The sequence below is a fragment of the Alkalicaulis satelles genome, from assembly GCF_008630495.1.
Classification (GTDB): Bacteria; Pseudomonadota; Alphaproteobacteria; order Caulobacterales; family Maricaulaceae; genus Oceanicaulis; species Oceanicaulis satelles.
This window is the reverse complement of the sequence record NZ_VWOJ01000002.1, coordinates 141,599-163,102: the sequence shown is the minus strand read 5'-3', so window position 1 is coordinate 163,102 and position 21,504 is coordinate 141,599. Positions and strand designations below refer to the sequence as shown.

21 protein-coding genes and 1 pseudogene are annotated in these 21,504 nt (G+C 66.6%); 10 read left to right on the top strand and 12 right to left on the bottom strand.

Annotation, left to right across the window (positions count from 1 at the left end):
- The first annotated feature begins 52 nt into the window (after positions 1-52).
- The gene (locus tag F1654_RS14020; RefSeq protein WP_150022714.1) at positions 53-811 is read left to right on the top strand and encodes an SDR family NAD(P)-dependent oxidoreductase; all 759 of its coding nucleotides are present in this window, start codon (positions 53-55) and stop codon (positions 809-811) included.
- Here F1654_RS14020 and F1654_RS14175 read toward each other — a convergent pair.
- Together F1654_RS14175 and F1654_RS14015 are read right to left on the bottom strand one after the other, a co-directional pair.
- Positions 772-1,038 carry an ATP-binding protein gene (locus F1654_RS14175; protein ID WP_408628245.1) on the bottom strand — a complete coding sequence of 89 codons (267 nt, stop codon included), beginning with the start codon at positions 1,036-1,038 and terminating at the stop codon, positions 772-774. The two genes, F1654_RS14020 and F1654_RS14175, sit on opposite strands and share 40 nt — an antisense overlap.
- Positions 1,010-2,911, bottom strand: a pseudogene (locus tag F1654_RS14015) (PAS domain-containing protein); the annotation flags it as partial. The pseudogene F1654_RS14015 and the gene F1654_RS14175, both read right to left, overlap by 29 nt.
- A 135-nt stretch (positions 2,912-3,046) precedes the next feature.
- Between F1654_RS14015 and F1654_RS06460 the strand changes: the two are divergent.
- Together F1654_RS06460 and F1654_RS06455 are read left to right on the top strand one after the other, a co-directional pair.
- Positions 3,047-4,894, top strand: coding sequence for an ABC transporter ATP-binding protein (locus tag F1654_RS06460; RefSeq protein ID WP_150022712.1), 1,848 nt, complete (start codon positions 3,047-3,049; stop codon positions 4,892-4,894).
- Positions 4,895-5,003: 109 nt separating this feature from the next.
- Positions 5,004-7,931, top strand: coding sequence for a M16 family metallopeptidase (locus F1654_RS06455; protein WP_233205173.1), 2,928 nt, complete (start codon positions 5,004-5,006; stop codon positions 7,929-7,931).
- Positions 7,932-7,953: 22 nt separating this feature from the next.
- Here the strand turns inward: F1654_RS06455 and F1654_RS06450 are convergent, their stop codons facing one another.
- Positions 7,954-8,484, bottom strand: coding sequence for a L,D-transpeptidase family protein (locus F1654_RS06450; RefSeq protein ID WP_150022710.1), 531 nt, complete (start codon positions 8,482-8,484; stop codon positions 7,954-7,956).
- A 173-nt stretch (positions 8,485-8,657) separates the two neighbouring features.
- On the opposite strand from F1654_RS06450, the gene F1654_RS06445 reads away from it, so the two are divergent.
- Genes F1654_RS06445 through F1654_RS06435 form a run of 3 tightly spaced genes read left to right on the top strand, consistent with a single transcriptional unit; the run spans position 8,658 to position 10,020 of the window.
- Complete coding sequence (locus F1654_RS06445; RefSeq protein WP_150022709.1) at positions 8,658-9,341, top strand: response regulator transcription factor; 684 nt, start codon at positions 8,658-8,660, stop codon at positions 9,339-9,341.
- Between the two features lie 9 nt (positions 9,342-9,350).
- A complete protein-coding gene (locus F1654_RS06440) occupies positions 9,351-9,551 on the top strand; it encodes a CopG family antitoxin (protein WP_150022708.1) in 201 nt (66 codons plus the stop codon).
- Positions 9,538-10,020, top strand: coding sequence for a GNAT family N-acetyltransferase (locus F1654_RS06435; RefSeq protein ID WP_199200486.1), 483 nt, complete (start codon positions 9,538-9,540; stop codon positions 10,018-10,020). The genes F1654_RS06440 and F1654_RS06435 overlap by 14 nt, the downstream gene beginning before the upstream one ends.
- Before the next feature lie 25 nt (positions 10,021-10,045).
- On the opposite strand, the gene F1654_RS06430 is transcribed toward F1654_RS06435, so the two are convergent.
- The 5 genes from F1654_RS06430 to F1654_RS06410 form a co-directional block, all read right to left on the bottom strand.
- The gene (locus F1654_RS06430) at positions 10,046-11,542 is read right to left on the bottom strand and encodes a CoA-acylating methylmalonate-semialdehyde dehydrogenase (protein ID WP_150023367.1); all 1,497 of its coding nucleotides are present in this window, start codon (positions 11,540-11,542) and stop codon (positions 10,046-10,048) included.
- A gap of 121 nt (positions 11,543-11,663) precedes the next feature.
- On the bottom strand, positions 11,664-12,017 hold the full coding sequence (locus F1654_RS06425; protein ID WP_150022707.1) for a hypothetical protein: 354 nt from the start codon (positions 12,015-12,017) through the stop codon (positions 11,664-11,666).
- 64 nt (positions 12,018-12,081) lie between these two features.
- A complete protein-coding gene (gene arsH / locus F1654_RS06420; protein ID WP_150022706.1) occupies positions 12,082-12,813 on the bottom strand; it encodes an arsenical resistance protein ArsH in 732 nt (243 codons plus the stop codon).
- Between the two features lie 5 nt (positions 12,814-12,818).
- The gene (arsB, locus tag F1654_RS06415) at positions 12,819-13,889 is read right to left on the bottom strand and encodes an ACR3 family arsenite efflux transporter (protein WP_150022705.1); all 1,071 of its coding nucleotides are present in this window, start codon (positions 13,887-13,889) and stop codon (positions 12,819-12,821) included.
- Positions 13,886-14,368 carry an arsenate reductase ArsC gene (locus tag F1654_RS06410; protein WP_150022704.1) on the bottom strand — a complete coding sequence of 161 codons (483 nt, stop codon included), beginning with the start codon at positions 14,366-14,368 and terminating at the stop codon, positions 13,886-13,888. Before F1654_RS06410 ends, arsB begins: the two co-directional genes overlap by 4 nt.
- A gap of 101 nt (positions 14,369-14,469) precedes the next feature.
- Here F1654_RS06410 and F1654_RS06405 point away from each other — a divergent pair, with 101 nt between their 5' ends.
- Complete coding sequence (locus tag F1654_RS06405) at positions 14,470-14,817, top strand: ArsR/SmtB family transcription factor (protein WP_150022703.1); 348 nt, start codon at positions 14,470-14,472, stop codon at positions 14,815-14,817.
- An 89-nt stretch (positions 14,818-14,906) separates the two neighbouring features.
- Positions 14,907-16,211, top strand: coding sequence for an alkaline phosphatase family protein (locus tag F1654_RS06400; protein ID WP_150022702.1), 1,305 nt, complete (start codon positions 14,907-14,909; stop codon positions 16,209-16,211).
- Positions 16,212-16,234: 23 nt separating this feature from the next.
- On the opposite strand, the gene soxR is transcribed toward F1654_RS06400, so the two are convergent.
- Positions 16,235-16,693, bottom strand: a complete 459-nt coding sequence (gene soxR, locus F1654_RS06395) for a redox-sensitive transcriptional activator SoxR (protein ID WP_150022701.1) — start codon at positions 16,691-16,693, stop codon at positions 16,235-16,237.
- Positions 16,694-16,789: 96 nt separating this feature from the next.
- Between soxR and F1654_RS06390 the strand changes: the two genes are divergently transcribed.
- On the top strand, positions 16,790-18,646 hold the full coding sequence (locus tag F1654_RS06390; RefSeq protein ID WP_150022700.1) for an ABC transporter ATP-binding protein: 1,857 nt from the start codon (positions 16,790-16,792) through the stop codon (positions 18,644-18,646).
- A gap of 45 nt (positions 18,647-18,691) precedes the next feature.
- On the opposite strand, the gene F1654_RS06385 is transcribed toward F1654_RS06390, so the two are convergent.
- Both F1654_RS06385 and F1654_RS06380 read right to left on the bottom strand, forming a co-directional pair.
- Positions 18,692-19,342, bottom strand: coding sequence for a hypothetical protein (locus F1654_RS06385; RefSeq protein WP_150022699.1), 651 nt, complete (start codon positions 19,340-19,342; stop codon positions 18,692-18,694).
- Positions 19,339-20,280, bottom strand: coding sequence for a class I SAM-dependent methyltransferase (locus F1654_RS06380; protein ID WP_150022698.1), 942 nt, complete (start codon positions 20,278-20,280; stop codon positions 19,339-19,341). The genes F1654_RS06385 and F1654_RS06380 overlap by 4 nt, the downstream gene beginning before the upstream one ends.
- 258 nt (positions 20,281-20,538) lie before the next feature.
- On the opposite strand from F1654_RS06380, the gene F1654_RS06375 reads away from it, so the two are divergent.
- A complete protein-coding gene (locus F1654_RS06375) occupies positions 20,539-21,012 on the top strand; it encodes an Hsp20 family protein (RefSeq protein ID WP_150022697.1) in 474 nt (157 codons plus the stop codon).
- 172 nt (positions 21,013-21,184) lie between these two features.
- Here F1654_RS06375 and F1654_RS06370 read toward each other — a convergent pair whose 3' ends face one another.
- Complete coding sequence (locus tag F1654_RS06370; RefSeq protein WP_150022696.1) at positions 21,185-21,481, bottom strand: aspartate decarboxylase; 297 nt, start codon at positions 21,479-21,481, stop codon at positions 21,185-21,187.
- Between the last annotated feature and the right edge of the window lie 23 nt (positions 21,482-21,504).

The window sequence follows — 21,504 nt, the reverse complement described above, 5'->3', positions numbered from 1 at the left end:
GCACGCGTTCCGAGCCTCGACTCGCCCGCCCGGCGCACTAGCTCATCGCGCCATGAGCCTGACCCTGACATCCCTGCCTGAGAACTACCGCGCGCTGGTGTTTGGCGCGGGCGGCGCAATAGGCGGCGCGTTTGCGCGCGCGCTCGGCGCCGATCCGCGCTGCGGCGCGCTCTTCACGGTTTCGCGCCGGCCGCAGAGCCTGTCCGGCGCGCGCGCCCTGACCGCCGATTTTGCTGAACCGGACAGCATCGAGGCCGCCGCCCGCGCGGCGGCGAAGGACGGCCCGCTGCATCTGGTGATCGCCGCCACCGGCGTGCTCCATGACGGGGCGGAACTGCAGCCGGAGAAATCCTGGCGCGATCTGGACGCAGAGCGCCTGGCCGAGCTGATGCGCATCAATCTGATCGGTCCGGCCCTGATCGCGCGCCATACGCTCGATCATCTCGCCCGGGGCAGCCGGGATGCGCCGCAAAAGGCGGTCTGGGCTGCGCTATCGGCGCGTGTGGGCTCCATCAGCGATAACCAGCTGGGCGGCTGGCACGGCTACCGGGCGTCCAAGGCCGCCCTCAACCAGCTGATCCGCACGCTCTCCATCGAACTGGCGCGCAAGGCGCCCGGGGCGGTCTGCGCCGGCCTGCATCCCGGCACGGTGGACACAGCCCTGTCCGCCCCGTTTCAGCGCAGCGTGCCGGAGGGCAAGCTGTTTACGCCCGGCTTTGCGGCTGAAAGCCTGCTTGGCGTGATCGACGCGCTCACCCCTGCAGACACCGGTCAGGTGTTTGACTGGGCCGGTGAGGCGATCGCCCCCTGAGCGGGCTGTGAGGCGCTGTCGCCGGGCTGGTCGGGCAGGGTGAAGTGGAAGCGCGCGCCTTGCCCGCTCTCGGCGTCCACCCAGATGCGCCCGCCATGGCGCTCCACCGCCTGCTGACAGATGGCCAGCCCGATCCCGGTCCCGGCATAGGCTTCGCGGGTGTGCAGGCGCTGGAAAGGGCGCAAACACTTTTTCGGCGAAGCGCGGATCAAAGCCGATGCCGTCATCGGCCACGGTGATGCGCCAGGCGTCGGGCTCCCGCTCGGCGCGCACAACAATGCGCACATGCGGACCCTTGCGGTATTTGAGCGCATTGGTCAGCAGATTCTGGAGCAATAGCCGCATCAGAACCAGGTCGGCCTGCACCTCGGGCAGCGGTCCGGCATCAATCTCTGCCCGGGCCTCGGCCACCATCAGGCTGAGCCCTTCGAGGGTTTCGGTCAGGAGCGCGTCCAGATTCACCGGCTCAGGCTCCAGATCGCGTTTGGAGGCGCGTGAATAGGCCAGCAGGTCATCGATGAGCCGGCGCATGCGCCCGGCGGCGTCCACCAGATAGTCCAGGCTCTGGCGCCCGTCCGCGTCGATCTGGTCCTGATAGCGCCGCGACAACAGGCTGGCGAAAGCGGAAATCTTGCGCAGGGGCTCCTGCAGATCGTGGGAGGCGATGGTGGCGAACCGGTCCAGCTCGCGATTGGAGCGCTCCAGCGCAGCGGCCTGGCGCTCCAGATCCCGGCGCGCCTCATTGAGGTCGCTGACATCGGAAAATGCGCCATGGGCGATCAGGGGCTGGCCTTCGCCATCATACTCGACGAAGGCCGACAGGCGCACCTCGATGGGCTCGCCGCTGCGGGTCAGCGCGGTGAGCGAGACATGGTCAATCGATCCCTTGCGGATAGTCTCGGGGAAGATTTCCTCGCGAATGCGCCTGGCGTCCTCGGCGATGAAGAAATCCCAGCCATGGCGCTGGCGGGCCTCTTCCTCGCTGTATCCCATGCGCGCGCACCACAGATCATTGACCAGCAAGGTGCGCCCTTGCGCATCCAGCGAATGGAGCATGACCGGGGTGGAGCGGTAGAGCGATTCAAAGCGCTGCTTTTCGGCTTCCAGAGCTGCAGCATAATTGCGCTCCGATGTCACATCGATCAGAACGCCGGCCACACGCAGCGCCTTGCCGTCCTTGCCGCGGGCCACAACCGCGCCGCGCGTGCGCACCCAGCGCCAGCCCTGCTTGGCGCGGATGCGGTAATCAAACACTTCCACCGGCTCGCCGCGGCCCAGGCGCTTGTAGACGCCAAGGGCTGTTTCCTGGTCATCGGGATGGACGATGGCCAGCCATTCGTCCGGGTCCACCGGCCCGCCGCCTGCGGGCTTGCCCAGCCATTCCATCACCAGCCCGCGCCCGGTCAGGCGCGAAGCCTTCACATCGAAATTCCAGCTGCCCGCCAGTCCGGCGCTGACCGCCTCGCCCAGAGCGCGCTCGCGTTCGATAAAGGCCTGATCGAGCCGCTTGCGGTGCTCGAGGCCGGCCACGAAACCCGAATAACGCACGGGCTGGCCGTCTTTCGAATACTCGCTGGCGCCGCCGCGCAGATTGAGCCAGACATACTCGCCCGACTGGGCGCGCACGCGGTACTCCACGTCGGCTAAACCATTTATCATCATCGACCAGGTGGCGCCCGACATCAGGATCCGGTCTGCCGGCGCGACGCGGCTGGCCCATTCATCAATATCAATAGTGAGTTCGGCGCCGGGAAAGCCCAGAAGGGTCAGCACCGGCCCGGTCAGGCGCACATGCCGTGAGGCGAGGTCGAATGTCCACGCGCTGATCTCGTTGGAGACCGGCATGTCGCTGGTATTGGCCAAAGGTCCGGGCATGACCAGCCCCAGCCCGTCGCCTAGAGAGCGCAAGGTCAGGGGCGCAGGCACGTCCTGCACCGGGCGTCCCGCCCATGGACCTTTACCGAAGGCCTGGCGGAAGGCGGGGTTGACCATGATGATCGAGCCCGAATGGTCCATCACAGCCGCCGCATCGGGCAGGGCGGCGAGCACAGCTTCACTGTTCACCGTGAGGCCGGTTTGTGCGGGCTTGTCATCGCTCATGGCGGAACCGGGTCAAGGGGGCGAATCAAATCTTGCCGGAACTATAGCGCGCCGGGCGCCGCGCGTGCTGGCCATCATGGCGCGAGCGGGTATGTTGGGCGCGATTTTCGATTTTGGCTGCACAGGACCGCCGCCTTGACCCAGACGTCCGCCCCCATCTTGCAGGTGTCCGACCTTCACGTGCGCTTTGACACCCCTGACGGCCAGGTAAACGCCGTGCGAGGGGTGAACCTGCAGATCAAGCCGGGCGAGTGTCTCGCCGTGGTGGGCGAATCGGGATCGGGCAAGAGCCAGACCTTTCTGGCCGCCATGGGGCTGCTGGCCTCCAACGGCAAGGCGGAAGGCTCCATCCGCTATGACGGCCAGGAGATCCTCAATCTGTCGCCGCGCAAGCTCAACCGGGTGCGCGGCAAGAAGATGACCATGATCTTCCAGGACCCGCTCACCTCGCTGACCCCGCATATGCGCGTGGGCGACCAGCTCAAGGAAGTTCTGGACGTTCACCTGAAGCTGCGCGGCGAAGAGGCCGAGAAGCGCTGCGTGGAATGGCTGGAGCGCGTGCGCATCCCCGAGGCGCGCCGGCGCCTGTCGCAATTTCCGCACGAGCTGTCCGGCGGCATGCGCCAGCGCGTGATGATCGCCATGGCCATGCTGTGCGGGCCGGATCTTCTGATCGCCGACGAGCCCACCACCGCACTGGACGTCACCGTCCAGGCCCAGGTGCTCGACATCATGGACGAGCTGAAAGCCGAGACCGGCGCGGCCATCGCCCTGATCACCCATGACATGGGCGTGGTGGCGCGCATGGCCGACCGGGTGCAGGTGATGAAGGACGGCGCCTATGTGGAGACCGGCGATGTGCGCACGATCTTCCACAAGCCCCAGCACGATTATACCCGCATGCTGCTGGACGCCATGCCGCGTATCGACCAGCCGGGCAAGCTGACCGGCCGGGCCGTGCGCGGCGATGCCCAGGGCGGCGAGGCCCTGCTGACGGTCGACGATCTCAAGGTCCAGTTTCCGGTCAAGGTGGGCGGCGGGCTGTTTCCCAAAACCCAGCCCCTGCGCGCAGTGGACGGGGTGAGCTTCACCCTGCAGCCGGGCGAGACCATCGGGATTGTGGGCGAGTCCGGGTGCGGCAAGTCCACGCTGGCGCGCGCCGTGCTGCGCCTGGTGCCGTCAAAGGCCGGCGCGGTCAGCTGGATCGGCAAGGATCTGCTGGCCCTGAAACGCAAGGAGATGCGCAGCGCGCGCGAGGATCTGCAGATCGTGTTCCAGGACCCGCTCGCCTCGCTCAATCCGCGCATGACCATCGGCGCCTCCATCGCCGAGCCCATGCTCACCTACCGCCGGACGATGAGCGCGCGCGAGCGCCAGGACGAGGTGCGCGCGATGATGGCCCGGGTCGGGCTCGATCCGGACATGATCAACCGCTATCCCCACGAGCTGTCGGGCGGGCAGAACCAGCGCGTGGGCATCGCCCGGGCCATGATCCTCAAGCCCAAGCTGGTGATCTGCGATGAGGCGGTGAGCGCGCTGGACGTATCCATCCAGGCCCAGATCATTGATCTGCTGATCGGGCTGCAGGCCGATTTCGGCCTGTCCATGATGTTCATCTCCCACGATCTTTCGGTCGTGCGCGAGGTCTCCCACAAGGTGATGGTGCTGTATCTGGGCCGGGTGGTGGAGATGGCCGACCGCGACGCCATCTACGCCGATGCGCGCCACCCCTACACCAAAGCGCTGATCAGCGCAGTGCCCATCCCCGATCCCGATATCGAGAAAACACGCGAGCGCATCAAGCTGACCGGCGATCTGCCCAGCCCGCTCGATACCCGCGCCCAGCTGCGCTTCATGAAGTCCAAGCTGATCGACGATCCCGACGCCGAGCAATACCGCCCGAAACTGATCGAGGTGGCGCCCGGCCACTGGGTGGCCGAGCATGATCCGGTGGAGGCTGTGGCCGAGGTGGAACCGGCCTGAGCCGGGCTCCACTTGTCTCTGTGACCTGAATTTCATTTGCCGGGCCAGGCTTGGCGCCTATCCTTTTGCGCGGGGATTGAACGGCTGTGCGAGGTATCGGATGACGATGATGACCGGACGCGCCCTTCTGGCGCTGGCGCTGGCTTGCGGGCTTTTGGCCCTTTCAGGGTGCGAACGTCACAGCGAGCCTGAAAGCGACTTGCGGGCCGCCTTCGAGGCGGCGGATTTCCCGCATGAGGCCAGCGACATCCCGGCCGATCCCGGCGTGCGCTACGGCGTTCTGGACAATGGCATGCGCTACGCCATCATGGCCAACGCCACCCCGTCAAACACCGCAGCGGTGCGCCTGGTGCTCAATGTGGGCTCCCTGTCCGAGGACGAGGACCAGCGGGGCCTGGCCCATTTCATCGAGCATATGGCCTTCAAGGGCACCACCAACGTGCCCCAGAACGAGATGGTGCGCCTGCTCGAGCGCTATGGCCTGGCCTTCGGGCCGGACACCAATGCCTTCACAGGCCACGATCTGGTCGGCTATCAGCTCAACCTGCCCCAGGCCAGTGAAGAGCTTCTTGGCGTCGCCCTGTTCCTGATGCGCGAGACCGCCTCGGAGCTGTTGTTCCTGGATGAGGAGATCGAATCCGAACGTGGCGTGATCCTGGGCGAGGAGCGCTTTCGCAACACCCCGGTCAACCGCTTCTTCAGCGCCTATTTTCGCTTCCTCTATCCTGACACCCTGGTCCCCGAGCGTGACCCCATCGGCACGGTTGACGTGATCGAGACAGCCCCGCGCGAGGCCTTCGTGCGCTATTACGAGGCGTTTTACCGTCCCGAGCGCGCCATTCTTGTGGTCACCGGGGATTTCGACCCTGACCTGATCGAGGCCAAGATCCGCAACGGCTTCGACATCTCCATACCGGGCCTGGATGTGGAGCGTGTTGAGAGCTTCGAGACCTGGACCCAGCCTGGCGAGCCGGGCGGTGATCCCGAGATTGGCGCGGTGACCCGCGCCAGCGAGCCGCAATTTGGTTTCTTCCACGATCCAGGCGTCGTCACCCTCATCGCCGTGGATATGATCGCGCCGGGTCCGGCGGCGCTGGACACCCGCGCCGCCCGCGAGGAGGCGATGCTGCGCCAGCTGGGCCAGGCTATCGTCCAGCGCCGGCTGCAGGCCCAGATCAATCGTGGCGACGCGCCTCTGGTCCAGGCCAATCTGAGCCATGTCAATCAATTTGGCCTGGCCAACCGGGCCGGCGTGTTCGCCGTGTCCTCGCCCGATCGCTGGCGCGAGGGCGTGGCCATGGTCGAGCAGGAGCTGCGCCGGGCGCTGGAGCATGGCTTCACCCGGTCGGAGCTGGACGAGCAGATGGCCAATACCCGCACGGCCCTGCGCAACGGCGCCGATCAGGCCGGCACGCGCCAGACCACCAGCCTGGCCGATTCCATCTGGTCGGCATGGCTGCGCGGCGCGGTGTTCAATCATCCTGAATTCGCCCGCGACTGGTTCGAGGCGCTTGAGCCCTCCATCACGCCTGGACGCGTCGAAGCGGCCTTCCGCCGCGCGTTCGAGGCCGCGCCGCCCCATGTGATGGTGGCGCTCAATCAGGATCTGGCTGAAGGCGAGGCCGCCGTGCGCGAAGCCTGGCTCGCCTCTACCGCCGAACGGGTCGATCCGCCTGCGGAGACCGATGCGGACGCCTTCGCCTATGACGATTTCGGCCCTGCCGGACAGGTGATCGAGCGCACCGAGCTTGAGGAGTTCGGCGTCACCCAGATGCGCTTCGCCAATGGCGTGCGCCTGAATGTGAAGCCCACCGATTTTGAATCGCGCGTGGTGCGCGTGCGCGTGGATTTCGGCGCCGGCGACATGACCGACCAGCCGGTTCCGGCCGCCGGCTCCATACTGGGCGCGGCGTTTGGCGGCGGCGGGCTGGAGGCCCATGACCGCGATGCGCTCCAGCGCCTGCTGGCCGGACGCTCGGTGAGCTACGGGCTGGGCGTGGGCTCGGAGAGTTTCTTTTTCTCCAACGCCACCACCCCGTCCGATTTCGAGCTGCAGATGCAGGTGCTGGCCGCCTTCATGACCGCGCCGGGCTGGCGCGAGGACGGGCTCAACCAGTTCCGCGCCATCGCAGAGGAAGTGCGCCGCGGCCAGAACGCCCAGGCCGTCCAGGTGGCGATCAATCGCGGCGGCCGCGTGCTGCGCGGCGGCGATCCGCGCTTCGGCTTCCCCACCGCCGAGGAGGTCGCCGGCTTCACCATGGATCATGCCCGCCAGATGCTGGCCCCGGCGCTGGCCGAGGCGCCGGTGGAGATCACCATTGTGGGCGATGTCACCGTGGAGCGGGCCATGGAGGTGACCGCCGCCACGTTTGGCGCCCTGCCTGAGCGCGCCGAAAGCTGGCCGGAGTTTGACCATAACCGTCAGATCTCCTTCCCCGAGCCGGCGCGCGAGCCTGTGGTGCTGCATTTCGACGGGCAGGACTATCAGGGCATGGCCAATGTCTACTTCCCCATCGGCGACGGGTTTGACGCCCGGCGGCGCCGGGCGCTGCAATTGATGGCGGGGATCTTTGACCTGAAGGCCACCGAGCGTTTCCGCGAGCGCGAGGGCGCCACCTATTCGCCCATCGTCCAGGGCCAGCCTTCCACCGTCTATCCCGGCTTCGGCTTTGTGTGGGCCGGTCTTGATGTGGCGGTCAGCGATATCTCGCGCATGTACGAGATCGTCGACGAGATCGCCGGGGTGATGGCGTCAGGCGAGATCACCGAGGACGAGTTGCAGCGCGCCCGCCAGCCCGTGCTGGAGCGCCTGCGCGAACAGCGCGAGCGCAATCCGTTCTGGATCGGCGCCCTGGCGCGCTCCCAGAGTGATCCGGACCGGCTGGAGGATCTGCGCACCGCCGAGGCCCATTACCGCGAGGTGACGGTGGAGGAAATCACGGCGCTGGCGCGCGAGGCTCTGGACCCCGGGCGCGCCTTTCGTATGACCATCCTGCCGCGCAGCCTGGCGCCCCTTCCCGAAGATATTGACGATTGAGGGCGCGGGCCGGGCGGAACGCTCAGACGATCTCGATCACATCGCCCGGGCGCAACAGGGCGAGCAGCGCGATCAGCGCATCGCGCGCCACCGCCACGCAGCCTTCGGTCGGGGCGTAATCGGGGCTGACGCAGTGCAGGAAGATCGCAGAACCAAGGCCCGGGACAGGCGGATCATCATTATGACCCAGCACCACCACGATGTCGTAAAGCCCGTCCTGGCGGGTCATCACCTCGTGGCTGGCCGGCCAGGGCAATCTGACGGGGCGGTTATAGGCCGGATCGGACGGATCATCGCTCCAGCCGTCATCAGCGCCGATTGCGTCCAGCACCAGGGCCGTGTCCGGTCTGGCCAGGCGGTCCTCGCGCCACAGCGCGCGGCGCACCGGCCAGGCGCCCAGCGGGGTCGCGCCATCGCCTTCACGCTTGTCCTCAGCGGCGATCACGCCCGAGCGGCCAATGGCGGCGCGCACGGGGCCGAAGCCGGGACCGGACAGATGGCGGCCAGGCTCATCCGGCCGGGTTTGCGCACATACATAGACGCGCCTGTCCATGAAGGGGCCTCCACCCTATCCGCCAGCAGGGCGCACACTTCACTGTGCGCCCCGGACGCGTCAATGGCCCGGCGCGCCGCCGCCTCCGGCGCAAGGCGCAATCTTCTTGCGCGCGGCGCCGGAACAGGCAAGATTCACGCGTGCGCCGCCTGGGCCCGGGAGACATATCCGCCATGACCCCACGCACAATCCTTCTGGTCGATGATGATGACCTCCTGCGTGAGGCGCTGGCCGAACAGTTCGGTTTTGAAGACGGATTTACCGTCCTCACCGCCCCCGAGGCCCGGCCCGGCATGGAGATCGCCAGAAGCCAGCCGGTCGATCTGATCATTCTGGATGTGGGCCTGCCGGATCTGGACGGGCGCGAGGCGTGCCGCGAGCTGCGCCAGGAGGGCGTGGCCACGCCGATCATCCTTTTGACCGCCCAGTCCGGCGACGAGGACCATATCGAGGGCCTGCGCGCGGGCGCCGATGATTTCCTGGCCAAGCCCATATCCTTCGTGGTGCTGCTGGAGCGCGTCCACACCCAGCTCAAGCGCCACCAGGCCAGCGAGGACGCGGTCCTGCCCCTGGGACCCTACCGTTTCAAGCCGGCCATGAAGCAGCTGCTCACCGCCGACGAGAAGAAAATCCGCCTGACCGAGAAAGAGACCGGGATATTGCGCTATCTCTACCGCGCGGGCGGAAACGCCGTGCCGCGCGAGGAACTGCTCGACCAGGTCTGGGGCTATCACCGCGAGGCCAACACCCACACGCTGGAAACCCATGTCTACCGGCTGCGCCAGAAGATCGAGCCCGACCCCCAGAACGCCCGCCTCCTGATCACCGAAACGGGTGGATACCGGCTGCAGGTTTAGGGGCCAGTCATGAGCAAAAAACCTGAAACCGTTCCGGTGTTCGCCAGCGAGGCTGAAGAGCGCGCGTGGCGGGAGAGCCATGACTCCGCCGATTACGTTGACTGGTCGAAGGCCGAACCCGTGCGCATTGCGAACCTGAAGCCCGGTGCGGCCTCGATCCCGGCCCCACAAAAACGGGCCCTCGGAGCCGATAAAATTGAGCGGTCCTGAGCCAATCCGGTTTCGCAAGGTGCTGGATCGGAGCGCCGTATCACCGCCCGTCTTACCTGACGGGGTGCGCTGCGAAGACTTCACCCCCGCCCGCCACGCATTCAAGGCGCGCCGTTTGCTCAATGATGCGTACCGGAATGGAGGCGGTGCAGTTCGCTCCTATGAAGAATGGTGGCCTGAGCTACACGATGACAGCGAATATGACCCGGCGCTTTGCTTTGTCGTCATGGATGCCAGCGACGGCGAAATTGCAGGCTTCGCCCAGTGCTGGACGTCAGCCTTCGTCAAGGACATCGCCGTTGCTCATCGCTGGCGGCGAAAGGGGCTGGGCGCTGCGCTGATGCAAATGGCGTTCAATGCGTTTGCCGAACGCAAAGCCCCGTTCGTCGACCTCAAGGTTGAAAGCACAAACCCTCATGGCGCATTGCACCTGTATCGGTCCATCGGCATGAACCGGGTTGCCGGGTAAGGGCCGCGCCGCTCTTCTTGAGCCCCTACTGCATCGTCGGGATGACAAACGCCTGATCGCTTACCTCGCCGGAGGGCCAGCGCTGGGTGACGGTCTTGATCTTGGTGAAGAAGCGCACCCCTTCCATGCCGTGCTGGTTGGTGTCGCCGAAGGCCGAGCGCTTCCAGCCGCCGAAGGTGTGATAGGCCACCGGCACCGGGATCGGCACATTGACGCCCACCATGCCCACATTGACCTTGGAGGCGAACTCGCGCGCCGCCAGCCCGTTGCGGGTGAAGATGGCCACGCCATTGCCATAGGGGTGATCGCTGGGCAGGCGGGCGGCCTCTTCCAGGTCTTTCGCGCGCACGATCTGCAGGACGGGGCCGAAAATCTCTTCCTGGTAGGAGCGCATGTCCGCGCGCACCCGGTCAAACAGGCTCGGCCCGATGAAGAAACCGTCCTCATGGCCCTGCAGGGTGAAGCCGCGCCCGTCCACGATCAGCTCTGCGCCTTCGTCCACGCCCATCTGGATATAGCCTTCCACGCGCGCCTTGTGGGCGGCGGAGACCACCGGGCCGTAGACCGCGTCAGGGTCGGTGGAGACGCCCGGCACCAGTTTCTCGATCTCGGGCAGGATTTTGGCGATCAGCGCATCAGCGGTCTTGTCGCCCACCGGTACGGCCACGGGCAGGGCCATGCAGCGCTCGCCCGCCGAACCATAGGCCGAGCCGATCAGGTCGCGCGCCACCTGGTCGAGATCGGCGTCGGGCAGGATGATGGCGTGGTTCTTGGCGCCGCCCATGGCCTGTACCCGCTTGCCGTTCTGCGCGCCGGTCACATAGACGTACTGGGCGATGTCCGACGAGCCCACAAAGCTTACCGCCTTGATGTCGGGATGATGCAGGATGGCGTCCACGGCCTCCTTGTCGCCATGGACCACATTGAGCACGCCGTCAGGCAGGCCCGCCTCGCTCATCAGCTCGGCCAGGCGCACCGGCACGCTGGGGTCTTTTTCGCTGGGCTTGAGGATGAAGGCGTTGCCGCAGGCGATGGCGACGCCGAACATCCACATCGGGATCATGGCGGGGAAGTTGAACGGGGTGATGCCCGCCACCACGCCCAGCGGCTGGCGCATGGAATAGACGTCAATGCCCGGCCCGGCGCCCTCAGTGTACTCGCCCTTGAGAAGATGCGGTATCCCGCAGGCAAACTCGATCACCTCCAGCCCGCGCTGGATATCGCCCTTGGCGTCGGCGACCACCTTGCCGTGCTCGGTGGCCAGCAGGTGAGCCAGATCATCCATGTCGCGCTCGATCAGCTCCTTGAAGCGGAACATGACGCGTGCGCGGCGCTGGGGATTGGTGGCGGCCCAGGCCGGCTGGACGGCCTTGGCGGTTTCGACGGCCCTGGCCAGCTCGGCGGCGCTGGCCAGCGGCACGCGCGCCTGAACCGCGCCGGTATTGGGATCGAACACATCGCCCTGGCGGCCCGAGGCGCCAGAGACGCGCGCGCCGTTGATGTAATGGGGAATGTCGCGCAGACCGGACATGAGGCTTCCTCCTTCGCGTCCTCCGCAAAGCGGGGCGCGTTTATGGCCAAGGGCTGTTATTGCGCGCCGGTTTAGCGCCTGGCCAAGGGCCTTGTCGAGACTGGGGCCGGTTCTAGCGCGCAGACAGCTGCACAGGCGCCCCGTCCGCCGTCTCGCCGCGCCACTGGCGCGTTTCGTCCTGGCGGGCGGTCAGGAGCGCTGTCCCTGCGCCGTCAAACAGCACCAGCTCGCCATCTTCAGAATTGACGCGCCACAAGGCGGCCTCGTCCAGCCCCTCAGGGCAATCGGGAAAGGCCATCACCAGCCCGGACACCGCGTCGGGCGCGATCAGGGAATCCTCCGGCGTGCGCGAAGGCGCGTCCAGCACGATGCGGCAGCGCCGCTCGCCCGCGCTCAGCGTATAGCTGCCCGGCGCAGCGGAGGCCGCGTCGATAGACAACGCAGCAAGGGCGGCGGCAAGGATCATCGGGCGGCTCCAAACATCGCAATAGCCTGCAGACTAGGGCCGGGGCGCGCCTTGTGTCGAGGCGTCAGCGCTGCTGGACGTCCTCTAGCGAAACCTGGTTTACCCGGGCCATCAGCTCTTGCGCGCTCTCCTTGCGCTCGGAATACCGGTCCACGAGATAGGCGGCGCTGTCACGGGTCAGCAGGGTGAACTTCACCAGCTCCTCCATCACGTCCACGATGCGGTCGTAATAGGGCGAGGGGCGCATGCGCCCGTCCGGGCCGAACTCGGCCCAGGCCTTGGCGATGGAGGACTGGTTGGGGATGGTGATCAGGCGCATCCAGCGGCCCAGCACGCGCAGCTGATTGACCGTGTTGAAGCTTTGCGAGCCGCCGCATACCTGCATCACCGCCAGCGTCTTGCCTTGCGTGGGCCGCACCGCGCCCAGCGAAAGTGGAATCCAGTCGATCTGGGATTTCATCACGCCGGTCATGGCGCCATGGCGCTCGGGGCTCGACCACACCATGCCCTCGCACCAGGTCACCAGATCGCGCAGCTCGGCCACCTTGGGATGGTCCGTCCCGGCATCGTCGGGCAAAGGCAGGCCGGACCGGTTGAAAAAGCGCGTCTCAGCGCCCAGCCGTTCGAGAATGCGCGCCGCCTCTTCCGCCGCCAGGCGGCTGTAGGACACTTCTCGCAGCGATCCGTAGAGCAGAAGGATGCGCGGCTTGTGTTCGTTGCGCGCGGGCGGGAAGAGCTGATCGCGATCGGGCGTCTGGAACCTCGCCTCGTCCAGCTGGGGGGTGTCTGCGCTCATCTGAGTCACTCCGCCGGAAACAGATGCCGCGTGCGGTTGGCCAGCGCGACGAGGGACAACATCACCGGCACCTCCACCAGCACGCCCACTACGGTGGCGAGCGCTGCGCCGGAATTGACCCCGAACAGGACGATGGCCACGGCGACGGCCAGCTCGAAGAAGTTCGAGGTGCCGATGAGCGCGCAGGGCGCGGCGATGGCGTGGGGCGTCTTCCACGCCCAGGCGGCGGCGTAGGCGACGGCGAAAATGCCATAGGCCTGGATCAGGAGGGGAACCGCGATCATGGCGATCACCAGCGGGCGATCCAGGATCACATCGCCCTGAAATCCGAACAGCAGCGCCACCGTGGCGATGAGGCCGATGACCGAGGCCGGTTTGACCCGGCCGGTGAAGCCCGCCACCCGCGCCTCGCCCGACGCCCGCTCGCGCCCGCGCGTCAGCCAGAGCCGTGTGGCGACGCCCGCGATCAGCGGGATCACCACATAGAGCAGCACTGACAAGAGCAGCGTGTCCCAGGGCACGGTGATGTCGGTCACGCCCAGAAGGATCGCCACGATGGGGGCGAAGGCGAACACCATGATCACGTCATTGGCCGCCACCTGGACCAGTGTGTAGTTGGGGTCACCCTTGGTCAGCTGGGACCAGACGAACACCATGGCGGTGCACGGCGCCGCGCCCAGAATGATCAGCCCTGCGATGTATTGCACAGCATCCTCGGGCTCGATGAAGGGCGCGAAGACGAATTCGAAGAACACCACCGCCAGGGCCGCCATGGTGAAGGGCTTGATCAGCCAGTTCACAATGAGGGTGATGATCAGGCCCTTGGGCTTTTCGTGGACACGGGCGAGGCTGGTGAAGTCCACGCTGATCATCATGGGATAGACCATGGCCCAGATCAGCACCGCCACGGGCAGGTTGACCGAGGCGTATTCCATCGCCGCCAGCGCCGCGAAGGCGTCAGGGAGGATCGCGCCGAGCCCGACGCCAGCGCCAATCGCCAGCGCCACCCAGAGCGAGAGCCATTTTTCAAACAGGCCGATGTCCGCGGCGGGTTTGTCTTTCGAGACATCGATCATGAGCACGCCTCGTGTGCGGCTTTGAGGGCGGCGGTCAGCGCCTTGGGGTCTTCCGATCCCGCGCCCGAGGCCAGCACATGGCGGATGCGCGCGGCCAGCGCCGCATACGTCGTCTCGAACGCGGCGCGGCAAGCGTCGGGATCATCGATATAGGTCGGGTCTGGCAGGCCCCAGTGGGCGCGGGCGGGCGCGCCGGGCCAGACCGGGCAGGGCTCATTGGCCGCCGAATCGCACACCGTGATGACCGCATCCATCACCGGCGCGCCGGGCGCCTCGAACTCATCCCAGCGCTTGGAGCGAAAGCCTGAGACGTCATGGCCATGGCGATTGAGCGTGGCGAGCGCTTCAGGATGCGGCTCGCCCTTGGGGCTGGAGCCGGCGGAAAACGCCCGCACCCGGCCCTCGCCCAGCGCATTGAACAGCGCCTCGCCCAATATGGAGCGCGCCGAATTGCCGGTGCATAAAATGAGGATGTTCATGATCGCCCCGTCCGGAGTCCAGCCCGCCTTCGCGCGGTGGTGAGTGTGTGATAGGCTCACCATTCAAACATTTCAAGAAGTATTGAAATGAGAAAATGGCCATGACCGCTGCGGTATCAATCACGACTGATGCGCTCACCGCCGAGGCGGCAGGGCGGCTGGCTGCGCTGGCGCACGAGACCCGGCTGACGGTGTTCCGCGCCCTGATGCGCGCGGGGCCGGATGGGCTGGCGGCGGGCGCGCTGGCGCAGGCCGCCGGGGTGAGCGCGTCCAATCTCTCGGCCCATCTCTCGGTGCTGCTGAACGCCGGGCTGGTCAGCGTGCGCCGGGATGGCCGCCAGCGCATCTATGCGCCGGACTTCGCCCATGTGCGCGAGCTTCTGGGCTTTCTGGTCAATGAGTGCTGCCAGGGCGCGCCGGAGGTGTGCGGCGGCCTGATCCGGTGCTGAGCGCACGCGGGCGTGATTGACCCTGTCGCCGGGCTGTCATAGGGGCAGGGTAGAGGCTTGATCCCGACCCGCCGCAAGGAAACGCTCCGATGCTCGACCGCCTGCGCCCGCTCGCCCTGTTCGCCGCGCCGTTTGCTGCGCTTGTTCTGGCCTCCTGCGCCGCCACCACCCAGACCGGCGCCAGCGCGCGCACTGCATCAGCTGATGACGAAACGCTGGTGGTGCTGTTCGCCGTGGACGGGCTGCGCTGGGATTCGCTGGAGCTTTATGACGTGCCCAACATGCGCGCCCTGGCCGCGCGCGGCATGCAGGCCGAGCACCTGATCCCGGTCACGCCGACCTCCACGTTTGTGCAGTTCTACTCCATGGCCACCGGCCTGCATCCGGAAGATCACGGCATCATCAACAACAATACGTGGGACCGCGAGCTCGAAGAGCGCTTCACCAACCCGCAGAGCATGCGCGATGCGCGCTGGTGGCATGGCGAGCCGTTCTGGATCACCGCCGAGCGCCAGGGCGTGCGCACCGCCATCCAGTTCTGGCTGGGTTCGGAGAACCAGTTTGACGGCGACCGGCCGACGCGCTGGTTCCCCTATCACCACACCATGCCCTATGAGGACCGTCCGGCGGCGGCCATGACCTGGCTGGACGGCCCCACCGAGCTGCGCCCGCGCCTGATTGCGCTGTATTTCGACGAACCGGACAGCTCAGGGCACCGCTACGGCCCGGATTCGGACGGTTATGGCGCGGCGATTGCGCGCGTGGATGCGATCCTGGGCCAGATGATCGACGAGCTGGACGCGCGCGGCCTTCTGGAGCGCACCGATTTCATCTTCCTGTCCGATCACGGCATGGCTGAGATCAGCAATGAGCGGGTCATCACCATCGACGATCATTTTGACATCGACAGCGTGTTCATCCCCGAAGTGCACGGGCGCTGGGGCAATTCCTATCAGCCCTACATGAATCTCTACGCCGATGATCCGGCAGCCGCCGAAGCGGCCTATCAGGCCATGAAGGATCTGCACCCTAATTTGCGTGTCTGGCGGCGCGGCGAGATGCCGGACCATATCCGCATCGATCACCCGACCCGCGGGCCGGATGTGTTCATCATGGCCGACGCCGGCTGGATGCTGACCTCGGGTCGGTTGCCGGAGCCGACCCGCGCCCTGACCATGCGCGGCACCCACGGCTATGACGCCAATGACCCGTCCATGCACACCGTGCTGATCGGCGCCGGTCCGTCTTTCCCGGCGGGCGAGCGCACCGGGCCGGTGCGTCATCTGGACATGTATGCGCTGGTGACCTGCCTGCTGGGCGTGACGCCTGTGGAGACTGAGGGTGACGCCGATGCGGTCGCGCGCCTGACCGGCGGGCGCTGCCCGGCGAACTAGCCGGAAAAGGGGTCGGGGGCGGGTCAGCCTTGCAGCAGCCTTGCCCCCGGACCTTCTTTGGCGAGCGCGTCGCCGGGATTGCGCAAGGGGCAGTCGCTCAGGGACAGGCAGCCGCAGCCGATACAGCCGTCCAGCTGGTCTTTCAGATGCGTCAGGCTGGCGATGCGGGCTTCCAGCTGGGCTTTCCAGCCTTCAGAGAGTTTCGCCCAGTCAGCTGCAGTGGGCGTGCGCCGGGCGGGCAGGGCGTCGAGCGCTTGGCGAATCTCGGCCAGCGGCACGCCGGCGCGCTGGGCCACACGGATCACCGCCACACGGCGCAGCACGTCGCGGCCAAAGCGGCGCTGGTTTCCCCCTGTGCGCGTGCTGGCGATCAGCCCCTTCGTTTCGTAAAAATGCAGTGTGGAGACGCTCACCCCGGCCCGGGCCGCCAGATCGCCTACGCTCAGGCTGTGCAGTTTCTTGCAAGATTGCGCCTTCGACATGCATTTCACCTTTGACCTCAATATAGGTTGAGGTTCTAGACCGGTCCTGGTCATGCCGGCAAGCCCGCGCCCCGGCGTCTTGAAATCGAGAGTTTGATGTTCCGTTTTTTCGAAACCCGCGTTGATCCTTTCCCCGCAACCGAGCCGGAAGCGCCGCCCAGAAGCCTTCTCGGATTTGTGATTCACTACACGCGGCCGGTCTGGCCATGGCTGGTCACGCTGTCGGCGCTGACCGCGATCCTGTCGATCTTCGAGGTCGTATTCCTTGGCTTTCTCGGCACGCTGGTGGACTGGCTGGCGGCGGCGGACCGCGAGACCCTGTTTGAAGAACACGGGGCCGGGCTCATCGCCATGGCGGCCTTCGTGCTGATCGGATTTCCGGTGCTGGTGCTGTTCAATTCGCTGATCACGCACCAGACGATATTCGGCAATTTCCCGATGCTCGCGCGCTGGCTGACCCACCGCTACATCCTCGGCCAGTCGATGAGCTTCTTCCAGGACGAGTTCGCCGGCCGGGTCAGCCAGAAGGTGATGCAGACCGCGCTGGCCATCCGGGAAACCGTGATGAAGGTGCTCGATATCTTCGTCTATGTGGTCGTCTATTTCATCGGCGCGCTGGTGCTGGTGGGCGGGGCCGAGCCCTTCCTGATGGTCCCGCTGGTCGCGTGGCTGGCGGCCTATATCTGGCTTCTGGTCCACTTCATTCCGCGTCTGCGCGACATCTCCATGAAGCAGGCCGACGCCCGCGCGGAGATGACCGGGCGTGTCGTTGACAGCTACACCAACATCCAGACCATCAAGCTGTTCGCCCATGCCCGCCGCGAGGAAGCCTATGCGCGCGATGCGATGAGCGGTTTCATGGGTACGGTGCACAAGCAGATGCGGCTGGTGACCGGGCTCTACACGCTTTTGCAGACGCTCAATGCGGCGCTGCTGGTAGCGGTGACGGCCGCTGTCATCGTGGCCTGGCAGATGGGTTTGGTGGGTCTGGGCGTGGTCGCCGTCGCGGTCGCTATCGTCATGCGCATCCGGGCGATGTCGGACTGGATATTGTGGGAGACGGCCGGCCTGTTCGAAGCGGTCGGCACGATACAAGACGGCATCAACACCATCGCGCAGGAACAGGCCATCCAGGATGCGCCCGGCGCCAAGCCGCTGGAAGTGACGCAAGGCGCGATCCGGTTTGAAAGCATTTCCTTCCATTACGGCAAGGAGGCCGGTGTGATCGACGGGCTCAACCTTGATATCGCACCGGGCGAGAAGGTGGGGCTGGTCGGGCGGTCCGGCGTGGGCAAGTCCACCCTGGTCAATCTGCTTTTGCGCTTTTACGAGCTGGAAGGCGGACGCATCACGATTGACGGGCAGGATATCTCGCAGGTCACGCAAGACTCGCTGCGCCGCCAGATCGGCATGGTGACGCAGGACACCTCCCTGCTGCACCGCTCGATCCGGGATAATATCGCCTATGGCTCGGCCGATGCCGGCGACGCAGCCGTCATGGAGGCGGCCCGCCGGGCGCAAGCGGACGCCTTCATCCCGGACTTGTCCGATATCGATGGCCGCATGGGCTATGACGCCCATGTGGGCGAGCGGGGGGTGAAGCTGTCCGGCGGCCAGCGCCAGCGCATCGCTATCGCGCGCATATTGTTGAAGAACGCGCCGATCCTGGTGCTGGACGAAGCCACCTCAGCCCTTGATTCTGAAATCGAGGCCGCCATCCAGGACCAGCTCTACCAGCTGATGGAGGGCAAGACCGTGATCGCCATCGCGCACCGGCTGTCCACCATCGCCATGCTCGACCGGCTGGTGGTGATGGAGAAGGGCCGGGTCATCGAGCAGGGCGCCCATGACGCCCTGCTGGCGAAGGATGGCGTCTACGCACAGCTGTGGAAGCGCCAGTCAGGCGGGTTCCTGAATGTGGATGCGCCTGATCTGGCTGTCCCGGCGCAGTAGCGGCCGGGCTCCGGGATTCCCGGCCCGGCCGCACAGGCCGGGCCCCTAGTTCGCCACGACGATCACGGCATGAAGCGGGGCGCGGGCGAAGCGGATCGTTTGCGCCCCGCGCAGCTCACGGGCGCCGGGATCGAGCTGGATCACGTTTTCAAACACGCTGGTGAGCTCCAGCTCGCGGCCATCGGCAAACACCGCGAAGGCGTCCGGCGCCGGGCCTTCGAACGTGAAATCGATCCGGCGCGGGCGCGGCGCGATCAGGGCGCGCAGCCCCAGCTGGCGGCGCAGCGCGGCGCGCGACTGGGCGAGGGCGGCCTGCAGTTCTTCAAGGGCGTACACACGCGCCGGCGCGGCGCTCAGTGCAAACTGAACCTCGGCGCGCACCGCGCCTTGCGGGGCGTCAGTGGCGAGCCTCAAACCCGCCGCCAGGCGGTCCGGGTCGGGCGGCGTCACCACGCCTTCAGGTCCAGGCGTGATCTCCACCCAGTCCTCGCCCTCCAGCGCGGTCCAGAAGCGCCAGTCCTCGCCGCCGGGGCCCGTACCGCCCAGGCCATAGCGCAGGGTGAAGGCGTTGCGTTCCTCTTCGGGCAGGGCGTTGTACTGGCTCCAGAACGCAAACACGCGCTCGGCCGGCACGATGCGCGCATCGGGAACCGGCGTCCCGGCCAGCGCCAGCGCCATGGCCAGCGCGGCGATCATTCTTCGCTGACGGGCTTGCGGAACAGCAGCGTCATGCGGTCCGATTCCCCGATCTCTTCGAACGGCGCGCGGTCAAAGCTGGGATCATGGGGCTCGCCCAGCGGCGAGGTGCGCCCCACCGGCGGCAGGGTCCAGACCCCGAAAGGGTGGTCGGCGGTGTCGGCCGGGTTGGCGTTGATCTCGCTGGCGCCCGCCAGTTCGAACCCGGCTTCAGCGGCCAGCGCCACCACATAGTCTTCCTGCACATAGCCTGACGCCGCGCGCGGGTCCTGCACCCGGTTGGCGGGCAGGCGGTGCTCGACCACGCCCAGTATGCCGCCGGGCTTCAGCGCTTCGAAAAAGCTCTCGAAGGCGGTTTCAGAGAAGCCGCCGGCCATCCAGTTATGCACATTGCGGAAGGTCAGGATGGCGTCCGCCGAGCCCGGCTCCAGCCCCTCAAATCCTTCAGGTCCGAATCCGGCCAGGGTCAGCTCGCCAAAGGCGGGGTGGTCAAAGCGCGCCGCAAAGCGCTCGCGCAGGGCGGTGGCGCGGGCATTGTCCGGCCCTACCGGCGGCCAGGCGGCGATATAACGCCCGCCATGAGCGTGGATCCAGGGCGCCAGGATGTCGGCATACCAGCCCCCGCCCGGCCAGATTTCGACAATGGTCGTGGACGGATCGATGGTGAAAAATTCCAGCGTATCGACCGGGTTGCGCGCACCATCGCGCGCGCGCGCCGCTGCATCGCGCCAGGGCGCGGCGGTGACATCGCCCAGACGGGTGAAGTCCAGGGCCTCGGCCGGCTCGCTGCCCGCAGGCGCCTCATCCATGGCGGCGGGCGCTTCGCCATTGGCGCCGGGGTCAGTCTCCGGCGCATCGCCATTATCGCCGCCTCCGCAAGCGGTCAGCCACAGGGCGGCGCTCAGCGCCAGAAGCTGCAAAGGGCGAAGGCGGGGCATGGCGGCTCTCCGGTTGGCTGTGGACAGCCAAAGTCATGGCCAATAGAGCCCCGCCGGGCAAGCCCGGCCGGGCGCCTCTTGCGCACACGAAAATCGATTCCCACATCGGTTTTGCCAGGCCGCCTTACGGGGTCTGGCGAAAGACGGCGCCTGAGGCCGGGGCTGCGCGATGCGGGCCGGACATCAGGCGCAAAAGCAACTGCAAACAGCGCTTCCCGGCAAGCCGGGGATCGCGTGATCGCTTCGAAGGAGGATCATATGCGTACTGTGGACTTCACCCCGCTCTACCGGACCATTGTCGGGTTCGACCGGCTGGCCGACATGATCGACACCGCCGCCAAGCAGGAAACCGGCGTGGCCTATCCGCCCTACAATATTGAGCAGGTGGGCGAGCACGAATACATCATCGAACTGGCCGTGGCCGGCTTCTCCGAGAGCGATATCGATGTCGAGATCCAGGAGAATGTGCTGAGCGTGGCCGGCAAGCGCGGCGCCGGCGAGGCGCAGGATTCCCGCAATTTCCTGCATCGCGGCATCGCCGAGCGCTCGTTCGAGCGCCGCTTCCACCTGGCTGATCATATCCAGGTTCGTGAAGCGCGCCTTGAGAACGGGCTTCTGACCATCCGCCTCGAGCGCGAAGTGCCCGAGGCCATGAAGCCGCGCCGCATCGCCATCAATGGCAAGACCGGCGCGAAACTGCTCACCGGAGGCCGGAAGGCGTCCGCCGCCTGAGGCTTCGGTGAGATACGGACCGGTCGGGCGCGCGTTCCCCTCCCCCCGCAAGACCGCGCCTGGCCGGGGCCGTTCCTGACCGATCCGTTCATCCTGACCGTTCAGACTGACCGTTCAGACTGACCCGGCGCGCTTGTCCCCTGGCGCGCCGGGTTTTCTGTGTTGAGGCCTGTCAGCTCTTGGGATGGGTGTCGCGCCATTGCTCCATGGACTGGGAGATGGCGAAGGTCTCGCGGTATTTCGGACTGCCCGCCGGACGGGGCGCGCGGTCGCGGGTCAGCTCCATGATCTCGGCGAGCTTGTTATGGGCCGCGCCGGGCTGGCCCGCGCCGATATAGGCGTGCAGCTCCACCAGCGCGCTGGACAGCGGATCATGGGCGCGGATGACGAAATAGGGCTCGTCCTCGGCCAGATCGGGATAGCAGTCATATTGGGACGGATTGGCTTTGGAGCCGAGAGGGGCGGCCATGGCGTGAAGTCTCCCTGTCTGGT

Coding starts and splice junctions, on each gene's coding strand:
- F1654_RS14020 (WP_150022714.1), top strand. CDS start 53: ATGAGCCTGACCCTGACATCCCTGCCTGAGAACTACCGCGCGCTGGTG.
- F1654_RS14175 (WP_408628245.1), bottom strand. CDS start 1,038: ATGACGGCATCGGCTTTGATCCGCGCTTCGCCGAAAAAGTGTTTGCGC.
- F1654_RS06455 (WP_233205173.1), top strand. CDS start 5,004: ATGACCGGACGCGCCCTTCTGGCGCTGGCGCTGGCTTGCGGGCTTTTG.
- F1654_RS06450 (WP_150022710.1), bottom strand. CDS start 8,484: ATGGACAGGCGCGTCTATGTATGTGCGCAAACCCGGCCGGATGAGCCT.
- F1654_RS06445 (WP_150022709.1), top strand. CDS start 8,658: ATGACCCCACGCACAATCCTTCTGGTCGATGATGATGACCTCCTGCGT.
- F1654_RS06440 (WP_150022708.1), top strand. CDS start 9,351: ATGAGCAAAAAACCTGAAACCGTTCCGGTGTTCGCCAGCGAGGCTGAA.
- F1654_RS06425 (WP_150022707.1), bottom strand. CDS start 12,017: ATGATCCTTGCCGCCGCCCTTGCTGCGTTGTCTATCGACGCGGCCTCC.
- arsH (WP_150022706.1), bottom strand. CDS start 12,813: ATGAGCGCAGACACCCCCCAGCTGGACGAGGCGAGGTTCCAGACGCCC.
- arsB (WP_150022705.1), bottom strand. CDS start 13,889: ATGATCGATGTCTCGAAAGACAAACCCGCCGCGGACATCGGCCTGTTT.
- F1654_RS06410 (WP_150022704.1), bottom strand. CDS start 14,368: ATGAACATCCTCATTTTATGCACCGGCAATTCGGCGCGCTCCATATTG.
- F1654_RS06405 (WP_150022703.1), top strand. CDS start 14,470: ATGACCGCTGCGGTATCAATCACGACTGATGCGCTCACCGCCGAGGCG.
- F1654_RS06400 (WP_150022702.1), top strand. CDS start 14,907: ATGCTCGACCGCCTGCGCCCGCTCGCCCTGTTCGCCGCGCCGTTTGCT.
- soxR (WP_150022701.1), bottom strand. CDS start 16,693: ATGTCGAAGGCGCAATCTTGCAAGAAACTGCACAGCCTGAGCGTAGGC.
- F1654_RS06390 (WP_150022700.1), top strand. CDS start 16,790: ATGTTCCGTTTTTTCGAAACCCGCGTTGATCCTTTCCCCGCAACCGAG.
- F1654_RS06385 (WP_150022699.1), bottom strand. CDS start 19,342: ATGATCGCCGCGCTGGCCATGGCGCTGGCGCTGGCCGGGACGCCGGTT.
- F1654_RS06380 (WP_150022698.1), bottom strand. CDS start 20,280: ATGCCCCGCCTTCGCCCTTTGCAGCTTCTGGCGCTGAGCGCCGCCCTG.
- F1654_RS06375 (WP_150022697.1), top strand. CDS start 20,539: ATGCGTACTGTGGACTTCACCCCGCTCTACCGGACCATTGTCGGGTTC.
- F1654_RS06370 (WP_150022696.1), bottom strand. CDS start 21,481: ATGGCCGCCCCTCTCGGCTCCAAAGCCAATCCGTCCCAATATGACTGC.